Here is a 20,010-nt window from a genome sequence, read left to right on the forward strand (position 1 = left end):
CCCTCCCGTTTTCTATCGCAATGCCGTTTCAATCTTTCCAATGCCTCTCTTAAGCCTTTGAGGGAATACAGAATAACATAGGTGATGTTGTTGTCATCCTCTTACACCTTGAGGTATTCTTTGTCATATTGGACATGAAACTCTTGAAGAGTGGCGAATCTAGACGCTTCAAAATCTGTCAAAAGGACGTACAACTAATTCTCCCATCTTTCATGGGATTTGCTCGTAAAGCCCTATTTTGGATTCATGGATTTTACGTCTTCATTAGATTACTTGATAGCGCTGGCTCTAATCGTCATTCTATCTTACTTCTTTAATATCATATCACGCCTCACGCGCATTCCATCAGTATTGATGCTGATTGGAACCGGAGTAGGTATAGCTTATGGTATGAAGGCATTGAACACTCCGACCATCGACCTTACCCCGATTCTGGAAATCTTGGGTACAGTTGGATTGATTATGATTGTCTTAGAGGCCGCATTGGATTTGGAATTGACCAAGGATAAACGGCATATGATCTATTCAAGTTTAACCTTATCCATAGTAGAATTAGCTAGTACCGCAGCTCTTTTGGCCGCGCTCATTCACTATACCATGGATGCCAATTGGCAATCGTCCATCATCTATGCCATCCCACTGTCTATCCTGAGTTCCGCCATTGTGATCCCTTCCGTTGGGAGCCTGGGTCACAACAAGCGCGAGTTCATGATTTACCAAAGTACTTTCTCAGACATCCTGGGAATTATGATGTTCTATTTCATCCTAGAAGGCTTCAAAGCCGAAGGTGGTGGAGAACTGGCACTCATGTTCAGTTGGACGTTCATCTTCTCTTTTGTGATCTCTATCATAACTAGTTACTTACTGGTATTTATCCTTCAGAACATCAAGACAGAAGTGAAGCTGTTTCTCCTTATTGCAGTCCTTATCTTGATCTATGCGATTGGGAAAAAATTCCACTTGAGTTCGCTCCTCATCATCCTAATTTTTGGATTGATATTAAACAATTCGAAACTCTTCTTCCGAGGAAAACTCGCGAAATGGCTCAAGTATTCTATCATGGAAGGTCTCTTAAAGGACTTCCGCCTCATCACTTTAGAGTCTTCTTTCATCATCCGAACCTTCTTCTTTATCGTGTTCGGTATGTACATTGATTTGCCTTCCCTACTCTCTCCAATGGTCTTTACCTTTTCCACCATCGCCCTATTGGGAATGTATGTATTGAGAGATTTGTGGATGAATGTGTTCATCGGGCGAGATACAAAGCCAGAGTTGTTTATTGCTCCACGAGGGCTGATCACCATTCTCCTCTTCTTCAATATTCCTGCTGAAATGGAGATTGAAGCCTTTGATAATGGCATCCTACTCTACATCATCATCGCGACAAGTTTGGTGATGACATGGAGTTTGATTTCGTATGAACCTAAATCGGGGAAGGTGAAAAAGTCGGGGAAACTCTCTGAAGAGACCTAATCAGTACCTGACTTCGAACTTGTATTCAGAACCCAGAACGGCAATTTCAGATTGATCAACACCGATCACCACGGCCATCGGTGGACCTTCACTCAGCCAATTCACGAAGGCAGTTAAAGGCGAATCATCCCCTTCAACTTCTAGGAGAACCGATCCATCGGGTTCATTCTTAACCCACCCCACAAGGCCTAATGCTGTAGCCTTTTCTGCGGTAGACACGCGGTAGAAAACACCCTGTACTTTTCCTCGCACTTTAATGCGCCATCTCTTCGTCATCCGGATCTGGATTTTTGGAACTGTAGTGTCGCTTCAACCACATAGACAACCCATCGAGTCCTGGGAATAATACACGTTCTGTAATATTGGCCTGATCGAGTTTATCTCTAATCTCCCATTTTAATTCTTTGGGAATAACAATTCGATACACAAAGGAATCGTGATCTTCCAACCACTCGTCCATAGAAGCCGTGCTAGAGCTCAAAAGTGAGAAAAGGGCAAACTGGTTGATAATACGCTCATCGAGTGAAGGAGGCTCTAAGAAGAGTAAAAATTCCTCCTCGTCCAAGCGCTTCAGACTGTCGAGATCCTTACACACAGAATCCAGCATTTCTGCGGTGAATGTATTCGATTGTTCGCGATTGATAACATCTTTCAACCGATCGGGTAGAAATTGATTGAGCTTCACGTAATTAGTAGCCCAAATAATTCCATCTCGGTCGTATTTCTGAATATCATTTGTCGCAAAATGAAGGGCAACATAAGGTGAATACGTCCAGTCCAACAAACGTGTTGGAAGTCCGTGGTGCTGCGCCAAGGCCAGAATATTCCAAACTGAATTTTCAGTGATAGCCGATTTCAAAGCATACTTGCGGAAATTGCGCAATAGGTGACGTTCCAACCTATCGTATGGGCCGCCCAATCGTGCAAGGGACGTTTTGAGAGTATGATCAGAATCATTCATTCCCCGGTAGATATACGGCGATCGGTATCGACCAATTCCCGGGTCAAATGAATCTTGGAATAACAATTCTTGGAGCTCCTTCCAGCTCTGTGCTACGGTAGTTTGCATGGGAGCTTGAAGGTATGAAAGGATGTGCAATTTTAGGTCTTCAGACCCATCAAACTCACAAAACTATTTTCTCTAATTCTGCTAGGCACTACAGCGCGTCGGGCGAGTCGAATGAACTGTGTTTTGCTCGGGTAACACGGCATTGACTTCTCCGTTGCCTGTGACACTTCAGCTACATCCAAATACGGCAGGTTCAATTCTCGACAAGCCTTTGTGTCTACAGATCCATCTCCCACGTAGGTCACTTTCTCAAAATCAGAAACGCCATACCAACGCTTAGAAGATTCTATAGCCTTGTTCACTAAGTCCACTTTTGTGAGGATTCCTTCTCCCGTAACAATGTGAAATCTTCGCGTGTAGAACCCCGAACCTCGCAAGCTCATGTGTGCTAAATCGTGCCACGAGGTAGTGGCAATAGCAAAGCCCCAAGATTTTGAAGACTGCAAGTGTCTCAATAACTCTGGGGCTCCCAAAACTGCTTTGAAGCGATCGCTTTCGAGCAGATATGTTTCTGTCAGTATTCGCTGATAAACGGCATAAATCTCATCCCACTCTTCCCGAGTTGGTTCACTCCCTCTCACAAAGCTCCACACTTTTCTTACAAAGGCGGTCTCTGTCTCTTCAGGGCGAAATTCGCACACCGATTTCATCGGTATAGAAAGAACTTGAGTAAGCGTCTTCCAAAGCACTTTATTTTCAAAAGCACTTGAATGCACCAAAGTTCCCGATACGTCAAAGAGTATGAGGTTCATTGTCTTATTTTCAGTTGGCGGTCGATAGGTCTCTCTTGCGCAGGCTTAAAAGCATTCTGCTTCAGCAATTTATACAATTGTTTACACTAGTAACAAACTTATTGTATAGAAAATGTTGAAAAATTTACATCCTGTAAAAGTTTTCTTTCATTATCGAATCAATTTGTAAGAATTCTCTGAACCCTTGGGCAAGTAGCTCCCCTTTTGATCCATGTACATAAATCAATGAGGGAAAAGAGCGCACTCCTAATTGATGGGCATAGATGTATTGTTGCCGAACCAAATTAACGGTCTCAGGCGAATAGAAAACCGCCTTAAACGGTTCGAAATTCAACCCCAAACCTTCAACTAATTCTCTGTAGCTATACGCATCAGATAACGATAAACCCTCTTCAAAAAAGAGCTTTTGAATCCCATGTGCGATCTCCACTTGCCGTTCAGGAACATGCTGCTTTAGCCAAGCAAAGGCCGCTCCTGAGTGCTCTGAATTCATTTCAAATTCATCCAAACGTGAAAGAACATTCTCTTTAAACGCGTCAGAAAATTCATACCCCGCATGTGCCTCTATTTCAGCAATTGCCTGTGGATAATTCGCAGCGATACTTCCTAACAGTCCTACTCTATCCCCTACGTATAATCCACCCGCAAATATGTCAATCTGAGCAAAGTCACCATAAGCTTCTTGAAGTGGGGCAATCACCTTCTCTCCAAAAACATGGCACCATGCACAAAGGGGGTCAAAAACATAGATAAACTTGCGCGTCTCTCTCATTTATTACCTGCATCAAAGTTGAGAAAGCACTACTAACCCAATGTTCGCTAAATGTTATATCGAAGTTGCATGACATAGCTGCGAGGGGCGCCAACCAAAGCGGGACGAGGGTAGTACTCTCGGTTCAAAAGATTATTCACCACCAAGGTAATGGATACATCGCTGCTAGCCATGTATTTTAAACGAACATCTACTTGCCAATCTCCATTCGATTGATGGGTACGCGCTTCTTCAACACCGGGAATAAACTGACTAAAGAGAGGGTCCACAAAAATCTGATCGATGTTCTGCATGAAATCGTTGTAGCGAACACTCGTACCGGCCGACCATCGATACCAATCCCATTGTAGATCCGACTTGAACAACACTTGATACCGATATTTCAAGACGTTGCTCTCGGGGTTTGAAGACGTAGATTGATAAGACATCTCGGTGTCTGGCTGACCAGGTAATAGACCAGGATAAGTAGCATACACATAATCGGGATCATCTGGACTCGGATTCATCCAAGTGAAGCCACCCATCCATTTAAGAGAAGAAGACTCTGAAAAAGCCCATTCCACAAACGTTGAGAGCTCAACCCCTTCTACCTTAGTGTCTCCAATATTGATACTTCTGAATCCGTAGTTTTCAAACACTGTAGCCCCTCCTGACCCCCATCTTCCAAAGGAAAACTCCATCATGTTTTGATAGTTCATTTGGAATACAGCCACATCTGCGTAGCCTTGAAAACCTCCAAACTTGAACAGTTGACGCAAGCCAAATTCAACACTAGATCCACTTTCAGGCTCCAGATTGTAGTTGGGAAAAACTTGAAGCGCTCCGACATTCGTTCTTGTGAACATCTCTGCCATCGTAGGAAAGCGGAAGCCCTCACCGTAGGAAGCTCTAAATCGAGTTGACTGAGATCCTCCATTGAGTCCAAATCGCATGACAGGTCGGCTCCAAGATTTATCATCTAATGTCAGCGCCTCGTAACGCACTCCAGCCGTGGCCTTCCACCAGTTCATATTATATTCGGCCTGAACATAAGCGGCACCATTTCCCAATTGGTGAACCCCGTCAAAGACCTCTGAATTACTGGCTCCCAGTTGACCAGAAGCGCCAGAAATCAATAAAATGTCTCCCAATTGAACTTGCCAGAGATATTCAGCAAAACCCATTTGACTATAATTCTCATAACTCGTTGTCTCCGTCCTCGCATTGTTGTTTATGCCCATAAATCGACCTCTCAACACATGCGTTCCAAGCCCTCCGTGATAAGTAACTTTTGGATCGATGAAAAAATCGAAACCGGTTGTTCGCGTTGCAAGACTATCCAATGGGATATAAGCTTCATTGAATCCATTCCAAAGAAGAGCATCACCTGTCTCCGACCAAAGTCCGGTGGCCATGACTTCATAATCCCATTCCGGAGCCTCTGGATTCGCATATTTAAACTTGGTAAGGAACCTTGCACGATGATCTGGAACATCGAATTGATATCCCGCATCATGCTCTGCCTGGCCGGCGATAACCCACCCGTATTGTTTATTTGCCCCTCGGGAAAAAGTATGACTAAACTGAGTTCCCGTCCATCCGCGAATGCCGTCCCACCATTTATTCTCTGCACGTCGCGGTTGGTCGTAAAAACCTTGATACAATTGAATATCAGTATGGTCAGTATATGTGGGCTCTAGCGTTCTCACATTCATGATTCCGTTCATTGCCGAAGTACCATACAACGAAGACGCTGCTCCCTTAACTACCTCAATCTGACTCACAGCCTCCGTGGGAATGAGGCTCCATTGCGCTTGTCCTGCATCAGGACTAATGAGCGGCATTTCATCGAGAAGCATTAATACGCGCGTCCCAGCTCCGTAACTCCACCCACTTCCGCTTCGAATATTGATTTGACCATCTGTCACGTTTACCCCAGAGGCTTGCTGTACGGTTTGTTCCAATTCGGTTTGTGCCCTCTCCTTAATCAGATATGGTTTCAAAACGTCAATACTAATGGGAGATTCCTCGGTCTTTTGTTCAAATCGTCCCGCAGTAATCACCACATCACTCAAGACTTGGGTTGATTTCCGCATCACTACATCAAGAGGCTGTTTGCGGTTGTCCTCAGTAAAATACTCGACTCCTACGCGCAGTTCCTCGTATCCTAATCCGTGAAAAACCAATTCACGGGTAGGATCAATAGCCACTCTAAACTGACCAATATTATTGGTCATCCCAAGCTGAACTCCATCTTGGAAGATGAAAACAGAGGGTACTGGACCCGATTCATCGCGAACCGTCCCCATCACAGTAATCTGCGCAAATGATGCGACCGATGTGAAAAGAACGAGAAAGAGTAGTAGTTTTCTCATAGCTTTGAATGAATTAGAAAAGTACGAAGAATCATGGCAGGCATTGCACTTGTTACAGGCGCAACTTCAGGAATAGGTGAGGCAACAGCTCTTCGCTTAGCGGATGAAGGATACGACATCATTGCAACAGGAAGACGGGAGAACCGATTAAACACCCTTCGAGAAAAAATCGAAACCAAGGGAAGAAAATGTATGGTATACCCATTGGATGTACGTGTTCAATCTGATGTTCAGAATTTTGCAAATAGACTTCCGGATGAGTGGAAAAAAATTGATGTACTTGTAAATAATGCCGGATTAGCTGCTGGAAAAGGGCCCATTCAAGAAGGCAACCTAGACCATTGGGAACGAATGATTGACACCAATGTTAAAGGGCTCTTGTACGTCAGCAAAGCCATTATTCCATTCATGACCTCACGTAAAAAAGGTCACATCATCAACATTGGCTCTATTGCAGGTAAAGAAGTTTATCCTGGCGGAAATGTCTACAACGGCACAAAGCACGCTGTTGACGCATTAACTCGTGGAATGCGCATTGACTTGATTGAGTATGGTATTCGCGTTTCACAAATCGCTCCAGGTATGGTTGAGACCGAATTTTCCCTCGTCCGTTTTGATGGCGACCAACAAAAAGCTGATGAAACATACCATGGATTTGATCCACTTCTCGCTGAAGACATCGCCGATGCCGTCGCCTACCAAGTTACTCGACCACCTCATGTGAACGTAGCAGACATGCTCATTCTTCCGACTGCACAAGCTTCTGCCATAGTGGTAAAGAAGGAAGAATAGTGGTGGCTGTTGGCATTGAGAGGTGAGAGATGGGCTTTGAGGGATGTATGATGTCTGAAGTTTGGTGACTGGTGACGGAGGTTTGGTGTATGTGGCCTGGTGACAGGTGACAGAAGCTCGAGGCCTGGTGTATCAAGGCCTAAAGTCTGGCGCATGGTTCCTAGCAGCTAACCCACGCCCCAAGGGGCTGCGTACCCGCAAGCCCCAGTCTCAAGTTCGGAAGAATATTGACTACACACCAAAGGATAGACGGATACAAACGATTGCAAATGGAATGAGGGTCTTCCTAAAATCATAGACTCAACCTTATTCCATATCCCTGGTAAATTTTGCGCTCTGAGATTGGACACTTTCCAAAATGAGTCCTCGATTTTTGTGATAACCCAAACCTCACAAAAATGGAAGTTCATTACCAACTGGCCCTGTGCTTTGTGGATAAAATAGGTCCGGTCATTGCCAGGGCTCTTGTTGACTTCTGCGGTAGCGCAGAGGCTGTTTTCAACGAGAAAAAACACCTATTAGAGAAGGTTCCAGGACTTGGAAATGAACGTGTCCAAGCCATATTCAAATCCGATCCGCGGGTAAAGGCAGATTTGGAATTGAAGTATGCCATTGACCATGGAATTGAAATTCTATTCTACAAAGACGAAGCTTTTCCAAGGCGCCTTCTCCGATGTGCTGATAGCCCCGTTCTGCTCTTCAAGAAGGGCCAAGCCAACCTCAATCCAAATCACACAGTTGCCGTAGTAGGTACACGGAATCAAACGAGTCATGGTGCGAGCATCACAACCGAAATGATTCGAGAATGGAGCGCCATCTCACCTACTATCATTTCAGGTCTAGCACTTGGCATAGACGCAACCGCTCATCGAGCAGCATTGAAATACGGCTGTACCACCATCGCTGTTTTGGGACATGGATTCGAATACCGATATCCCTATCAAAACAGAAAGCTCTATACGGAAATTGAAGAAAATGGTGCCTTGCTTACCGAATTCCCATCCACTTCAAAGCCCGATGCGGCAAATTTCCCCAAACGAAATCGGATTGTGGCCGGCATGAGCGATGCGACTGTGGTGGTAGAAGCCGCCATAAAAGGAGGCGCCCTTATAACAGGACAACTAGCAGCGAGCTATAACCGAGACGTTTTCGCCGTACCAGGTAGGGTATCTGACACACTCAGTGCAGGTTGTCTTAATTTGATAAAGAAGAATGAAGCATGCGTGCTTTCATCCCCAAGTGATTTACTGGAAACAATGGGGTGGGAAACTGAGAGCAACACGAAACCCAAACAGATATCACTACCCATTGATCTGAGTACAGAGGAGGCCTCCATAATCAGTGCGCTGCAGTATGGACCGATGCAAGTGGATAAGATAGGGAGTGCAACAGGGAGACCTATTTCTCAGGTTTTCGCCCTGATCACCACATTAGAATTGCGTGGACTTGTGAAGAGTTTACCGGGCAAACAGTACACTCTATTATAGTACGATACTCAAGCCTACGGACATCATTCGAAACTTGGTGATTTCAAAATCACCCGGAACATTAGGAGGAGGATTCTGATCCTGAAGCATAGGAATCAGGTCGTAACCGGCATACAAGGTCACTTTACCCGCACCTACCCTAGCATATACTTTTGCTCGGTAAGGCGAAGTAGTAAATACTCGGTACTGTCGAATGGCATGATCATCTGCTCGATGATACGCTGATCCGGTTAAGCGATACCCTAAACGGACTCCAGCCGACATGCGGAAAAACCATCCTTTCTGAGTGCTGCGTCCACGGTAGCGAATCTCCAACGGAATGTCGAAGTAACTCAAATTTTGCTTGTTGATGTTGAAAAGACTGTCGCTGAGGAGAGTCATCGATACTGAAGTGGGATCAACTTCAACATACGCCAAGTTGTTGTGGAGATTATGGATGCTAAAACCGAAACCATAGCCAAAACCGAAGCCCTCCACAAAGCTTCTTTCACCCATAAAAGAAAAACTGTGCCCATTGCTATACCACTCTTGCTGAAGTCCATCAACTGATTGAGAAGGAACGAGTAAATCGTAGGTCAAATCATAAATGAACTTACCTTCTGGACCGGACATATTTTGTCCAAATACAGTAAGTGGCAACAGCAATGAGAACAGTAATTTCTTCATAAATCAAATTTAGTCTTCGTCGGACTCATCTGCTACATCAGGAACAGAATCTTCCGAAGACTCAGATTCGTCATCTTCATCCATATCGTCGATGTACGCTTCGACCTTCTTCTTCAATTCAGAAGAGATTTTGAAGAGATACTTTGTATCATCCGTTTCCAATGGAATAGCCTTCACGGTTTCGCCGGCCGCATTCTTGTACGTAATGATGTCATCTTCATAATCTTCATAACCGCCAGGATAAATGTCGGTTAGAACCTCCATCAACGCAGGGTTGATGTTCTTGTAATCAACTATGATTCGCTTCTTTTCCATCCGAAATCAAAATAGAATTTACCACTCAAGCAACCAAGCAAAAATCAATGGTGCTACAATCGTTGCGTCAGATTCGACAATAAATTTAGGTGTGTCAATATCGAGTTTTCCCCAAGTGATTTTCTCATTGGGTACTGCCCCTGAGTACGAGCCATAGCTCGTAGTAGAGTCGCTAATTTGGCAAAAATAGCTCCAGAAAGGAATGTCTTCCATTTCCATGTCTTGATAGAGCATTGGAACTACACAAATAGGAAAATCACCAGCAATACCTCCGCCAATTTGGAAGAATCCAACGCCTTTTCCACTGCTGTTTTCGGTGTACCACTTAGCCAACCAGGTCATGTATTCAATTCCACTCTTTACGGTAGAAGGCTGAAGTTCTCCTTTGATGCAGTAGCTAGCAAAAATGTTCCCCATAGTGGAATCTTCCCAACCTGGGACCACAATTGGCAAGTTCTTCTCTGCCGCAGCTAACATCCAAGAGTTCTTCGGATCGATTTCATAGTATTGCTCTAGATCACCACCCAACAACATCTGATACATGTATTCATGTGGGAAATAGCGCTCACCAGCCGCTTCTGCATCCTTCCAACGCTTTTCAATGTGTTGTTGAAGACGACGGAAAGCTTCTTCTTCTGGAATACAAGTATCGGTTACTCGATTCAATCCACGATCTAGCAAATCACGCTCTTCCTTTGGTGTCAAATCACGATAATGCGGTACACGTTCGTAATGAGTGTGAGCAACAAGATTCATCAAATCTTCCTCTAGGTTTGCACCAGTACATGAAATGATTGCAATCTTATCCTGACGGATCATCTCGGCCAAGGAACGTCCCAATTCTGCCGTACTCATGGCTCCCGCAAGGGTTACCATCATCTTTCCACCTTCTTCAAGGTGAGTCTCATACCCTTTAGCAGCATCCATCAAAGCAGCCGCGTTAAAGTGCTTGTAATGATGATCGATAAACTGCGATATAGGTCCTCTTTCTTTACTCATCTCGTATGTTCTTTCAGTCGGGTCAAATTAGACAAAAATCAATATCCCAAGATCTTCATCATGGATTTATAACTCTGTTCTTTTGCAAAGAGCTTTGTGCGGATTTCACCGTTTTCATCTCTATCAATTACAACGTGTTTTGGTGCAGGAAGTAAGCAGTGTTGAATACCTCCATAACCTCCCACCGATTCTTGGTAAGCACCGGTATTGAAGAATCCCACATAGAGAGGTTCTTCTTTCGTGTACTTTGGCAAAAAGATGGCGTTGGAATGCTGCTCACTGTTGTAGTAATCGTCACTGTCACAGGTAAGCCCTCCCAACAATACACGTTCGTAAGGATCGCTCCATTTGTTGATGGCCAACAAGACAAACTTCTTGTTAATCGCCCATGCATCGGGAAGTGTCGTCATGAAAGAGGAATCAATCATGTACCATTTCTCCCGGTCGTTCTGCTGTTTTTGTCCGATAATATTGTAGAATGCTGCTCCACTTTCTCCTACAGTGTAGGATCCAAATTCAGTGAATATGTGCGGTTCAGGAATCCCTGCTTGATCACACGTTCTCTTGATTTGGGCAATGATTTCCTCCGCCATGTACGCGTAATCGTAATCGAAATTGAGGCTGTTCTTGATTGGGAAACCGCCACCAATATTCAAGGAGTCTACAGTTGGGCAAATCTTCTTAAGTGCGATATACACGTTTACACACTTGAGCAATTCGTTCCAGTAGTAAGCGGTATCGTTGATCCCGGTATTAATGAAGAAGTGAAGCATCTTCAATTCAACCATGTCGTTCTTCGCCACATGATTCTCATAGAACGGTACAATGTCCTTGTAGCCAATTCCCAATCGAGAGGTGTAGAATTCAAACTTTGGCTCTTCTTCTGAGGCAATGCGAAGACCGATCTTCGTCTTGGTGTTCAGCTGAGAGCTCAGATCGCTTACCTCGAGCTTGTTATCCATTACCGGAATCACATTCTTCCACCCGTCATTGATGAGGCGTGCGATGTTCTCCACGTACTGAGGACGCTTGAAGCCATTGCAAACAATGTAGTTCTCCTTAGTAATCTTGCCTTGCTGGGCTAGATCTTCAACGATGTTGATATCGAAAGCGCTAGAGGTCTCAATATGAATATCATTTTTTAAAGCTTCATCAAGGATAAAGCTGAAGTGTGAACTCTTTGTACAATAGCAATAATTGTAGGACCCTTGATAATCCACCTTTGCCATAGCCACATTGAACATACGCTTCGCCTTCTGAATATTCTCAGAGATCTTGGGAAGGTAGGTTACTTTCAATGGGGTTCCATACTGTTTGATGATATCCATCAAGTTGATATCGTGCCAGGACAACTGGTCATCTTCAACATAGAACTCCTCTTGAGGCCAGTAAAAGGTTTGCTCGATTAGGTCGGTATACTTGTTCTTCATCTTTCTAAAATTGGCGGGCAAATATAAATCCAACTTAATTACATGCAACACTTTTCTTGCATCTAACTAAGTTAAATTACAATGGAGGGATGAAAACACAGCATTAAAGCTGTGTTAAGTTGATCGCCTACCAATCAGCAAGCCCTTTAAGCACTGATTACTAAAGAGATACAGCGCAGATGATTTAAGTGAGTTAAACAGTGTGAATGACCCTACTTTAAGTGAGTTACATCCTACCGTCTCATAGAAGCTTTACTTTCTCTTACGCCTCACTGCTGAAAAAGAAAGCACGCCCTGGCTACAGACCTAAAAAAAAAGCGACTCCCAAAGGAAGTCGCTTTCAATATCTAAAGAAGGATACGCTTACTTGCCAGTCAAGCTAGCTGCAAGGTATTCACGGTTCATACGAGCGATGTTCTCAAGAGAAATTCCCTTAGGACATTCAACCTCACATGCGCCAGTATTGGTACAGTTACCAAAGCCCTCTAAGTCCATTTGACGAACCATGTTCAATACACGATCGGTTGCTTCAACGCGACCTTGTGGAAGTAGTGCCAATTGCGACACTTTAGCAGATACGAACAACATTGCGGAAGAGTTCTTACACGTTGCTACACAAGCACCACATCCAATACAAGTAGCGGCATCAAATGCTGCGTCTGCCTTCTCCTTTTCAATAGGAAGAGCATTCGCATCTTGTGTATTACCCGAGGTGTTCACAGAAACGTAACCACCTGCTTGGATAATCGCATCAAAAGATGAACGGTCAACCATCAAGTCTTTGATAACCGGGAATGCTTTTGCCTTCCACGGCTCAATAAAGATGGTATCTCCGTCTTTAAATTCACGCATGTGAAGCTGGCAAGTAGTAACTCCCCTACCTGGACCGTGGGCCTCACCATTAATATAGAGTGAACACATACCGCAAATTCCTTCACGACAATCGTGATCAAATGCGATAGGGTCACCACCATCAGCGATGATTTGCTCGTTAAGAACGTCCATCATTTCGAGGAAGGACATATCCTCCGATACATTGGAGATTGGATAGGTTACCAAACCACCTTTATCATTCTCTCCGTTCTGGCGCCAAACTTTAAGCGTAAGGTTCATAGTTTCTCGGATTTATGATGGTCAGCTTACTTGTAGCTGCGCGTCTTAAGTTCAACATTCTCGAATTTCAACTCCTCTTTGTGAAGGTTTGGCGTACTCGGATCTTCGTTGAATTCCCAAGCAGCTACATAGGTGTAGTCCGCATCATTGCGAAGTGCTTCACCTTCTTCTGTTTGGTATTCCTCACGGAAATGACCACCACAAGATTCGTTGCGGTTCAACGCATCCATACACATCAGCTCACCCAACTCGAGGAAGTCGGCCACACGACCCGCTTTCTCTAATTCTGGGTTCATGCAATTGGCAGTGCCAGGAACTTTCACATCCTTCCAGAACTCTTCACGCAAAGCGCGAATCTCTTGGATGGCTTCTTTCAATCCCTGCTCGTTTCTAGCCATACCACACTTGTTCCACATAATGTGACCCAACTTCTTGTGGAATGTATCAACAGATTGAGAACCATTATTGTTGATCAACTTCTCGATGCAACCCGTCACTTCGCTCTCAACTGCGTCAAACTCTGGAGAGTTTGTGTCGATTGCTCCAGTACGGATATCATCTGCTAAGTACTCACCTACAGTATAAGGAGCAACAAAGTATCCGTCAGCCAAACCTTGCATCAAAGCAGATGCTCCCAAACGGTTTGCACCGTGATCTGAGAAGTTCGCCTCTCCTAGCGCAAATAGACCAGGAACGGTTGTCATCAAGTTGTAATCTACCCAAATGCCACCCATGGTGTAGTGCACCGCTGGGTAAATCATCATTGGAGTTTTGTATGGATTATCAGCTGTAATCTTCTCGTACATCTGGAACAAGTTACCGTACTTGTTCTCTACCACCTTTGTACCCAATTCTTTAATCTTGGATTCAGATGGATTTTCAATACCCTGAACATTTGCCTCTTCTTTACCGTAGCGAATAATCGCGCTAGAGAAGTCGAGGTAAACAGCCTGCCCCGTTTTATTTACACCAAATCCGGCATCACAACGCTCTTTAGCTGCACGAGAGGCAACGTCACGAGGAACGAGGTTACCGAAGGATGGATATCTTCTTTCGAGATAATAATCTCTTTCTTCTTCCGAAAGATCAGTTGGCTTCTTCTTGCCTTCGCGAATAGCGATGGCATCATCCATATTCTTTGGCACCCAAATTCTACCGTCGTTACGGAGAGATTCAGACATCAAAGTCAATTTAGATTGATAGTCGCCCGACACCGGAATACACGTAGGGTGAATCTGCGTGAAACATGGGTTTGCCATGTACGCTCCGCGCTTGTGTGCTTTCCAAGCGGCGGTTACGTTCGATCCCATTGCATTGGTAGACAAGAAGAAAACGTTGCCATAACCACCCGTACAAAGTAGTACCGCGTGAGCACCGTGTCTTTCAATCTCACCTGTCACCAAGTTACGAGCGATGATACCGCGTGCCTTGCCATCAATGGTTACAAGATCAAGCATTTCGTGACGGTTGTACATCTTCACACGACCTTTCGCGATTTGACGAGAAAGTGCGGAATAGGCACCGAGGAGAAGCTGCTGACCTGTTTGACCTTTCGCATAGAACGTACGGCTCACCTGCACACCACCGAATGAACGGTTGTCGAGAAGTCCACCGTAATCGCGTGCAAAAGGAACACCTTGAGCTACACACTGGTCGATGATGTTTGCCGAAACCTCTGCCAAACGATAAACGTTTGCTTCGCGAGAACGGTAGTCACCACCTTTAATAGTATCATAGAACAAACGGTAGGTAGAGTCACCGTCGTTTTGATAATTCTTAGCTGCGTTAATCCCCCCTTGTGCTGCAATAGAGTGCGCACGACGTGGAGAATCTTGGAAAGCGAATGCTTTAACGTTATAGCCCAACTCTGCAAGAGAAGCAGCAGCGGAGCTACCTGCCAAACCCGTACCTACAACAATCACATCAATGCGACGCTTGTTTGCAGGGCTCACCAATCTCACATTACTCTTGTGCTGGGTCCACTTGTCTTTAAGTGCTCCACCAGGTATTTGTGCATCTAAACTCATAGAAGTAGATCTTATTTGGTAAAGTAGATTGCTAATGGAATGATGGCAAACAAGCCCGGTACTACAACCGCGAAGATCTTACCTACAATCTTAACCGCTGGAGTGTACTTAGGGTGATTCCAACCCATAGATTGGAACGCACTCTGGAAGCCGTGCCACAAGTGGAAACCGATAGCCGTCATCGACACAACATAAAGAGCTACATACCACAACTCGTGGAATGCGGCTACCGTAATTGTGTAGAGATCTTTGATTTCCTCTCCATCAATCATGGTAGAAGAAACACTACCAAAGTGCATTTCGTACCAGAACGACTTCATGTGGATGATGATGAACACCAAGGTGATCAAGCCCAAAAGAGCCATGTTGCGTGAAGCCCAGCCAGAATTGGCCGAAGCGTTGTTCTTCGCATATTTTACAGGACGTGCAGCAGCGTTCTGACGCGCCAATACAATTCCATCAATAGCATGTAGAACAATACTTGCGTACAATACATAAGACACAATCTTGATCAACGGGAAGGTTGTCATGAAGTGTGAATACGCATTGAAATCTGCGGAAGCAGCATCACCTTTTAAGAGGACTAAATTGCCCGCAAGGTGAACCACAAGGAATGTGCATAGAAACAGGCCCGTCAGCGCCATCCAGTACTTTCTGGCGAGGGACGTTCCGAATAAACCTTTACCGGTTGCCATAAAATTGGAAATTAGGAACAGTTTTTCAAGTCGAACAAAAATAGTCCATAACCGCCCTGTAGCCAAGTTTCCCTACTATTTGGAATCTGTCTAAATGACGCTTTCAGATAGATCATCCAAACTCATCACCCAGCACTTCTTGTAAACTCTTTGGTTTTAGAGGTTTCACTAGAAAACCCTTGACCAAATCGTACTTGTGGGCCAGGTCACGGTCCGCTTTATTCACACTTGAAGTCACAATATATACGCTCAAAACAGATTTCAGCTCCTTCTTGTTCATGAGTGCGTTGAGTACATCAAACCCGGTTAAGACAGGCATGTTCAAGTCTAGCAACATCACAATCTTATCATAAGTCTCCCCAGAAGAGCTAAAGAACTCCAAGGATTCCTTACCGGAAAAAAATTTGTGCACATCCACATCTGATGGCAAGTTTGGAGCAGAATCTAATAGTTGAGTAATCAGAAAGTGGTAGATTTTATCATCGTCTACAACCACTAGAGCAGGTCTCTTGTCCATATTCCCAAAGATACACGGCTTTGCGAAACAGCAAATAGAAGTGACCATAATAATTGGCATATCCTTATGCCCCTCGTACCTTTGAACTTCTATTGTTCCATTAGAATTCTATTCCATGAGATACACACCTCTTAACAAACAGATCTTCATCGATAACAGAGACCGCTTCCGCCAACATCTCCCCGCTGGTGCGCTTGCCGTTTTCAACTCGAATGACATCTATCCTACCAGTGCAGATGGCACCCTTCCATTTATGCAACACAAGGATATCTTCCACCTATCAGGTGTAGATCAAGAGGAGTCCATCTTGGTAATTTTCCCAGACGCTTACAAGGAAGAACACCGCGAGGTTCTCTTCCTTCGAGAAACCAATGAGCACATCGCCATTTGGGAAGGTGCTAAACTAGATGCGGTTAAAGCCGAAGAAGTTTCTGGCATTAAAAGCGTTTTCTGGCTACAAGATTTCGAGCGCGTATTTAACGAAATGATGACTCAAGCAGAAATCGTATTCCTTAACACAAACGAACATCTGCGCAATTCTTCACCAGTTCAAACTCGCGAAGACCGCTTTATTGAATGGTGCAAGAACAAATATCCTGCACATAACTACGACCGCTCAGCTCCAATCATGCACCGCATCCGCTCGGTGAAAAGCAGCTTGGAAATTGAGGTGATGCAAAAGGCCGCCGACATCACTACCGCAGGATATTTGCGTGTATTGAAAGCCATTAAGCCCGGTGTTATGGAGTACGAACTCGAGGCTGAATTCATGCATGAGTTCCTTCGCAATCGCTCCAGAGGTTTTGCCTATACACCTATCATCGCATCGGGCTACAACGCCTGCGTTTTACACTACATTGAAAACAACGCAGAGTGTAAAGATGGCGACACCATTTTGTTTGACGTAGGTGCAGAATATGGCAACTACGCTTGTGATGTAACGCGTGTTTTCCCCGTTAATGGAAAGTTCTCCAATCGTCAAAAGGAGATTTACAACGCAGTGCTTCGCGTTCAAAAAGAATCCATCTCCATGCTCAAGCCGGGAAACAACCTGAATGACTACCATGTGGAAGTGGGTAAAATCATGACAAGTGAATTGCTCGGATTAGGACTGTTGGACAAAACAGACGTGAAGAATGAAGATCCAAAATGGCCGGCTTACAAAAAGTACTTCATGCACGGTACTTCGCACTATATTGGTTTGGACACCCACGACGTTGGACTTTGGACAGATGACATGCGCGTTGGGAATGTCTTCACTAGCGAACCAGGCATTTACATTCCTGGAGAAAACCTCGGTATTCGCATTGAAGACGACCTTGTGATCACGGAAGATGGTCACATCAACCTCACTCGCGGTATTCCAAAAGAGGTTGAAGAAATTGAAGATTTCATGAACAGTTGAGCATCATGAGCTCCTATCTATCTCATAGAGGAACCCCTATTCACTATACAGAGTGCGGTAGGGGTTCTGTCGTAATTTTGCTTCACGGTTTCTTGGAATCCACTCAGATGTGGAACGATTACGCCCAAGAGCTATCGAATAAGTACCGAGTAATTTGCATTGATCTGCCAGGCCATGGCAAAAGTGGATGCTTTGGATATGTACATTCCATGGAAGAGATGGCTGAAACGGTAAAGGTCGTAGCCGATCACCTCCGCCTAAAGCGGTACCACATGGTAGGTCATAGCATGGGTGGATATGTGGCCTTGGCCTTTGGAGAACTCTATCCAGACATCCCGAAGAGCATCACCCTATTCCACTCTACAACCTATCCCGATTCGGAGGCAAAAAAGGTGGATCGTGACCGAGCGATTCAAGTGGTGAAAAAATCTCCCGATGCACTCATCAAGGTATCTATCCCGAACCTGTTCCGAGCAAAATCGCGCAAACTCTATAAAGCCCAAATTGCGAACATGATTGCCGAGGCCAGAAAAATGCCCGTTCAAGGCATTATCGCAGCCTTAGAGGGGATGAAGGAACGTCCAGATAGGGAAGCACTTCTCCATTTATCGCCTATTCCATTCTGCATCATCGCCGGAAAAAAAGATACGGTTCTCCCCATTGAAAAAATGGAGGAACAAATGCGTGCACCTCGCGTGTTAGACCGACTGATTACAGAAAACGGTCACATGGGTTTCATCGAGGATCGCGACCTTTGCCTTGAAACCCTGAGTTATTTTATTGAAGACATCGAAAGACATTAGAATATGAACCTTGACTTAAACGGAAAGACGGCCCTCGTTGGAGGATCAACACAAGGAATCGGTTGGGCATCTGCCTGCGAGCTTGCCTCCATGGGTGCACGTGTGGTACTCATTGCTAGAAATGAAGAAAAGCTTCGCGCACGAGTGAGTGAGCTTCCGCAGGTTTCTGGCGTTTCTCATGATTACATCGTTGCGGATTACACGGAACCACAAGTGGTAGCTAAGAATGTACAGTCTTGGCTAGAGGCTAACGGCCCTATTCAAATTCTCATTAACAATACTGGCGGACCTGCAGCCGGCCCGGCTCACCTTGCCGATGCTCAAGACTATGTTGCGGCATTCAACTTGCATTTGGTGAATAATCAAAACCTCGTTCAGCTCCTCCTACCAGGGATGAAAGAAAGTGGTTATGGCCGAGTTGTGAATGTCATTTCTACATCTGTGAAAATTCCATTGAACGGCCTTGGTGTTTCCAATACCATTCGCGGAGCGGTAGCCAACTGGAGCAAGACGCTTGCCAACGAGCTAGGTGCATTTGGCATCACCGTCAACAACGTACTCCCTGGAGCCACAGAAACAGAGAGACTCACAAGTATCATCTCCAACAAATCCGCCAAAACGGGTAAAAGTGAAGCCGAAGTTGTGGCTGCAATGACGGGCGAAGTTCCCATGAAACGATTTGCAAAACCGGGCGAAGTTGCCAATGCTGTGGCCTTCCTCGCGTCTCCCGCCGCATCCTACATCAACGGGATCAATATCCCTGTAGACGGCGGAAGAACAGGCAGTTTATAAGATAATTTAGTTTGTATATTGAGAGAGTATAACTACACTTACTCTCTCATGTACATCCTACGTTGCACCTTCCTCGCAGCCATTCTCGCTACCAGTATTCGCGCTCCCGCTCAAATTCGTCCGTTCAACGAGTTCAATGTTGAATTGCTTGGTCATAGTCTCGGTTTAGGCGTCAATTACAGACGCACACTAGACATGGATCACTTCAATGAAATTCATGGATTGTTCTCCGCAGGAATCACCAACGGAATGGTATCTTCCTATGTTGGGTTTGGCTACCGCCGGGGAATGGATTGGTTTGCCGAATTCGAGATCATTGGTGGATACAATTCTCTATATGGCCTCCGACTAGAAAAAGACAATCCTGATTTGATTCGCTCTGGACTGTCCTTTGGTGCACATATCAATTGGGGAGCTATATCCTTTGGAGATTACAGTGCTCGCCTCACTACTGGATGGCACGTGTATCAAAGCAATTATCACCAATTCATTCTAGGAATGACTGTAGGGAAGTTCTTCTGAATGGAGTTCATTTTCTACTTTTGGAGG

The 20,010-nt window shown here is 44.9% G+C and carries 20 protein-coding genes; 7 read left to right on the forward strand and 13 right to left on the reverse strand.

The genetic code is table 11. The features are described from left to right. The first annotated feature begins 246 nt into the window (after window positions 1-246). On the forward strand, window positions 247-1,473 hold the full coding sequence (locus F8C82_RS11025) for a cation:proton antiporter domain-containing protein (RefSeq protein ID WP_151693642.1): 1,227 nt from the start codon (window positions 247-249) through the stop codon (window positions 1,471-1,473). On the opposite strand, the gene F8C82_RS11030 is transcribed toward F8C82_RS11025, so the two are convergent. From F8C82_RS11030 to F8C82_RS11050, 5 genes are all read right to left on the reverse strand, one after another. Then, complete coding sequence (locus F8C82_RS11030; RefSeq protein ID WP_151693643.1) at window positions 1,474-1,749, reverse strand: acylphosphatase; 276 nt, start codon at window positions 1,747-1,749, stop codon at window positions 1,474-1,476. Then, a complete protein-coding gene (locus F8C82_RS11035; protein ID WP_151693644.1) occupies window positions 1,727-2,542 on the reverse strand; it encodes an FRG domain-containing protein in 816 nt (271 codons plus the stop codon). The genes F8C82_RS11030 and F8C82_RS11035 overlap by 23 nt, the downstream gene beginning before the upstream one ends. A 32-nt stretch (window positions 2,543-2,574) precedes the next feature. After that, entirely contained in the window at window positions 2,575-3,294 is a 720-nt protein-coding gene (locus F8C82_RS11040) for an HAD family hydrolase (RefSeq protein ID WP_151693645.1), read from the reverse strand. Window positions 3,295-3,418: 124 nt separating this feature from the next. Continuing rightward, window positions 3,419-4,066: a DsbA family protein gene (locus tag F8C82_RS11045; protein WP_151693646.1), complete on the reverse strand. Its 648-nt coding sequence runs from the start codon at window positions 4,064-4,066 to the stop codon at window positions 3,419-3,421. 47 nt (window positions 4,067-4,113) lie between these two features. Beyond that, the gene (locus tag F8C82_RS11050) at window positions 4,114-6,420 is read right to left on the reverse strand and encodes a TonB-dependent receptor (protein WP_151693647.1); all 2,307 of its coding nucleotides are present in this window, start codon (window positions 6,418-6,420) and stop codon (window positions 4,114-4,116) included. A gap of 33 nt (window positions 6,421-6,453) precedes the next feature. On the opposite strand from F8C82_RS11050, the gene F8C82_RS11055 reads away from it, so the two are divergent. Both F8C82_RS11055 and dprA read left to right on the forward strand, forming a co-directional pair. Further along, window positions 6,454-7,212, forward strand: a complete 759-nt coding sequence (locus F8C82_RS11055) for an SDR family NAD(P)-dependent oxidoreductase (RefSeq protein WP_151693648.1) — start codon at window positions 6,454-6,456, stop codon at window positions 7,210-7,212. A gap of 398 nt (window positions 7,213-7,610) precedes the next feature. After that, a complete protein-coding gene (gene dprA, locus F8C82_RS11060; RefSeq protein WP_151693649.1) occupies window positions 7,611-8,699 on the forward strand; it encodes a DNA-processing protein DprA in 1,089 nt (362 codons plus the stop codon). On the opposite strand, the gene F8C82_RS11065 is transcribed toward dprA, so the two are convergent. From F8C82_RS11065 to F8C82_RS11100, 8 genes are all read right to left on the reverse strand, one after another. Beyond that, the gene (locus F8C82_RS11065) at window positions 8,694-9,365 is read right to left on the reverse strand and encodes an outer membrane beta-barrel protein (RefSeq protein WP_151693650.1); all 672 of its coding nucleotides are present in this window, start codon (window positions 9,363-9,365) and stop codon (window positions 8,694-8,696) included. The two genes, dprA and F8C82_RS11065, sit on opposite strands and share 6 nt — an antisense overlap. 9 nt (window positions 9,366-9,374) lie before the next feature. Then, on the reverse strand, window positions 9,375-9,680 hold the full coding sequence (locus tag F8C82_RS11070; protein ID WP_151693651.1) for a hypothetical protein: 306 nt from the start codon (window positions 9,678-9,680) through the stop codon (window positions 9,375-9,377). An 18-nt stretch (window positions 9,681-9,698) separates the two neighbouring features. Further along, window positions 9,699-10,679, reverse strand: coding sequence for a deoxyhypusine synthase family protein (locus tag F8C82_RS11075; protein WP_151693652.1), 981 nt, complete (start codon window positions 10,677-10,679; stop codon window positions 9,699-9,701). A gap of 38 nt (window positions 10,680-10,717) precedes the next feature. Continuing rightward, on the reverse strand, window positions 10,718-12,109 hold the full coding sequence (locus F8C82_RS11080; RefSeq protein ID WP_151693653.1) for a type III PLP-dependent enzyme domain-containing protein: 1,392 nt from the start codon (window positions 12,107-12,109) through the stop codon (window positions 10,718-10,720). A 363-nt stretch (window positions 12,110-12,472) separates the two neighbouring features. Further along, on the reverse strand, window positions 12,473-13,222 hold the full coding sequence (locus tag F8C82_RS11085; protein ID WP_151693654.1) for a succinate dehydrogenase/fumarate reductase iron-sulfur subunit: 750 nt from the start codon (window positions 13,220-13,222) through the stop codon (window positions 12,473-12,475). Between the two features lie 26 nt (window positions 13,223-13,248). Next, entirely contained in the window at window positions 13,249-15,249 is a 2,001-nt protein-coding gene (locus tag F8C82_RS11090; protein ID WP_151693655.1) for a fumarate reductase/succinate dehydrogenase flavoprotein subunit, read from the reverse strand. A gap of 11 nt (window positions 15,250-15,260) precedes the next feature. After that, entirely contained in the window at window positions 15,261-15,944 is a 684-nt protein-coding gene (locus F8C82_RS11095) for a succinate dehydrogenase cytochrome b subunit (protein WP_151693656.1), read from the reverse strand. Window positions 15,945-16,056: 112 nt separating this feature from the next. After that, on the reverse strand, window positions 16,057-16,461 hold the full coding sequence (locus tag F8C82_RS11100; RefSeq protein WP_170266236.1) for a response regulator: 405 nt from the start codon (window positions 16,459-16,461) through the stop codon (window positions 16,057-16,059). 115 nt (window positions 16,462-16,576) lie between these two features. Here F8C82_RS11100 and F8C82_RS11105 point away from each other — a divergent pair, with 115 nt between their 5' ends. The 4 genes from F8C82_RS11105 to F8C82_RS11120 are packed head-to-tail and all read left to right on the forward strand — an operon-like array spanning window position 16,577 to window position 19,983. After that, window positions 16,577-17,866 carry an aminopeptidase P family protein gene (locus F8C82_RS11105; protein WP_151693658.1) on the forward strand — a complete coding sequence of 430 codons (1,290 nt, stop codon included), beginning with the start codon at window positions 16,577-16,579 and terminating at the stop codon, window positions 17,864-17,866. A gap of 5 nt (window positions 17,867-17,871) precedes the next feature. Next, window positions 17,872-18,669: an alpha/beta fold hydrolase gene (locus tag F8C82_RS11110; protein ID WP_151693659.1), complete on the forward strand. Its 798-nt coding sequence runs from the start codon at window positions 17,872-17,874 to the stop codon at window positions 18,667-18,669. 3 nt (window positions 18,670-18,672) lie between these two features. Further along, the gene (locus F8C82_RS11115) at window positions 18,673-19,461 is read left to right on the forward strand and encodes an SDR family oxidoreductase (RefSeq protein WP_151693660.1); all 789 of its coding nucleotides are present in this window, start codon (window positions 18,673-18,675) and stop codon (window positions 19,459-19,461) included. A 48-nt stretch (window positions 19,462-19,509) separates the two neighbouring features. After that, complete coding sequence (locus F8C82_RS11120) at window positions 19,510-19,983, forward strand: hypothetical protein (protein ID WP_151693661.1); 474 nt, start codon at window positions 19,510-19,512, stop codon at window positions 19,981-19,983. Window positions 19,984-20,010: the final 27 nt, after the last annotated feature.

This window comes from Phaeocystidibacter marisrubri (genome assembly GCF_008933165.1).
Classification (GTDB): Bacteria; Bacteroidota; Bacteroidia; order Flavobacteriales; family Schleiferiaceae; genus Phaeocystidibacter; species Phaeocystidibacter marisrubri.

Excerpts from the sequence above, each read along its gene's own strand:
- F8C82_RS11115 (WP_151693660.1), top strand. The coding sequence starts at position 18,673 with ATGAACCTTGACTTAAACGGAAAGACGGCCCTCGTTGGAGGATCAACA.
- F8C82_RS11045 (WP_151693646.1), bottom strand. The coding sequence starts at position 4,066 with ATGAGAGAGACGCGCAAGTTTATCTATGTTTTTGACCCCCTTTGTGCA.
- F8C82_RS11040 (WP_151693645.1), bottom strand. The coding sequence starts at position 3,294 with ATGAACCTCATACTCTTTGACGTATCGGGAACTTTGGTGCATTCAAGT.
- F8C82_RS11120 (WP_151693661.1), top strand. The coding sequence starts at position 19,510 with ATGTACATCCTACGTTGCACCTTCCTCGCAGCCATTCTCGCTACCAGT.
- F8C82_RS11095 (WP_151693656.1), bottom strand. The coding sequence starts at position 15,944 with ATGGCAACCGGTAAAGGTTTATTCGGAACGTCCCTCGCCAGAAAGTAC.
- F8C82_RS11030 (WP_151693643.1), bottom strand. The coding sequence starts at position 1,749 with ATGACGAAGAGATGGCGCATTAAAGTGCGAGGAAAAGTACAGGGTGTT.
- F8C82_RS11085 (WP_151693654.1), bottom strand. The coding sequence starts at position 13,222 with ATGAACCTTACGCTTAAAGTTTGGCGCCAGAACGGAGAGAATGATAAA.
- F8C82_RS11065 (WP_151693650.1), bottom strand. The coding sequence starts at position 9,365 with ATGAAGAAATTACTGTTCTCATTGCTGTTGCCACTTACTGTATTTGGA.
- F8C82_RS11055 (WP_151693648.1), top strand. The coding sequence starts at position 6,454 with ATGGCAGGCATTGCACTTGTTACAGGCGCAACTTCAGGAATAGGTGAG.
- F8C82_RS11050 (WP_151693647.1), bottom strand. The coding sequence starts at position 6,420 with ATGAGAAAACTACTACTCTTTCTCGTTCTTTTCACATCGGTCGCATCA.
- F8C82_RS11100 (WP_170266236.1), bottom strand. The coding sequence starts at position 16,461 with ATGGACAAGAGACCTGCTCTAGTGGTTGTAGACGATGATAAAATCTAC.
- F8C82_RS11075 (WP_151693652.1), bottom strand. The coding sequence starts at position 10,679 with ATGAGTAAAGAAAGAGGACCTATATCGCAGTTTATCGATCATCATTAC.
- F8C82_RS11110 (WP_151693659.1), top strand. The coding sequence starts at position 17,872 with ATGAGCTCCTATCTATCTCATAGAGGAACCCCTATTCACTATACAGAG.
- F8C82_RS11025 (WP_151693642.1), top strand. The coding sequence starts at position 247 with ATGGATTTTACGTCTTCATTAGATTACTTGATAGCGCTGGCTCTAATC.
- F8C82_RS11035 (WP_151693644.1), bottom strand. The coding sequence starts at position 2,542 with ATGCAAACTACCGTAGCACAGAGCTGGAAGGAGCTCCAAGAATTGTTA.
- F8C82_RS11070 (WP_151693651.1), bottom strand. The coding sequence starts at position 9,680 with ATGGAAAAGAAGCGAATCATAGTTGATTACAAGAACATCAACCCTGCG.
- F8C82_RS11105 (WP_151693658.1), top strand. The coding sequence starts at position 16,577 with ATGAGATACACACCTCTTAACAAACAGATCTTCATCGATAACAGAGAC.
- F8C82_RS11090 (WP_151693655.1), bottom strand. The coding sequence starts at position 15,249 with ATGAGTTTAGATGCACAAATACCTGGTGGAGCACTTAAAGACAAGTGG.
- dprA (WP_151693649.1), top strand. The coding sequence starts at position 7,611 with ATGGAAGTTCATTACCAACTGGCCCTGTGCTTTGTGGATAAAATAGGT.
- F8C82_RS11080 (WP_151693653.1), bottom strand. The coding sequence starts at position 12,109 with ATGAAGAACAAGTATACCGACCTAATCGAGCAAACCTTTTACTGGCCT.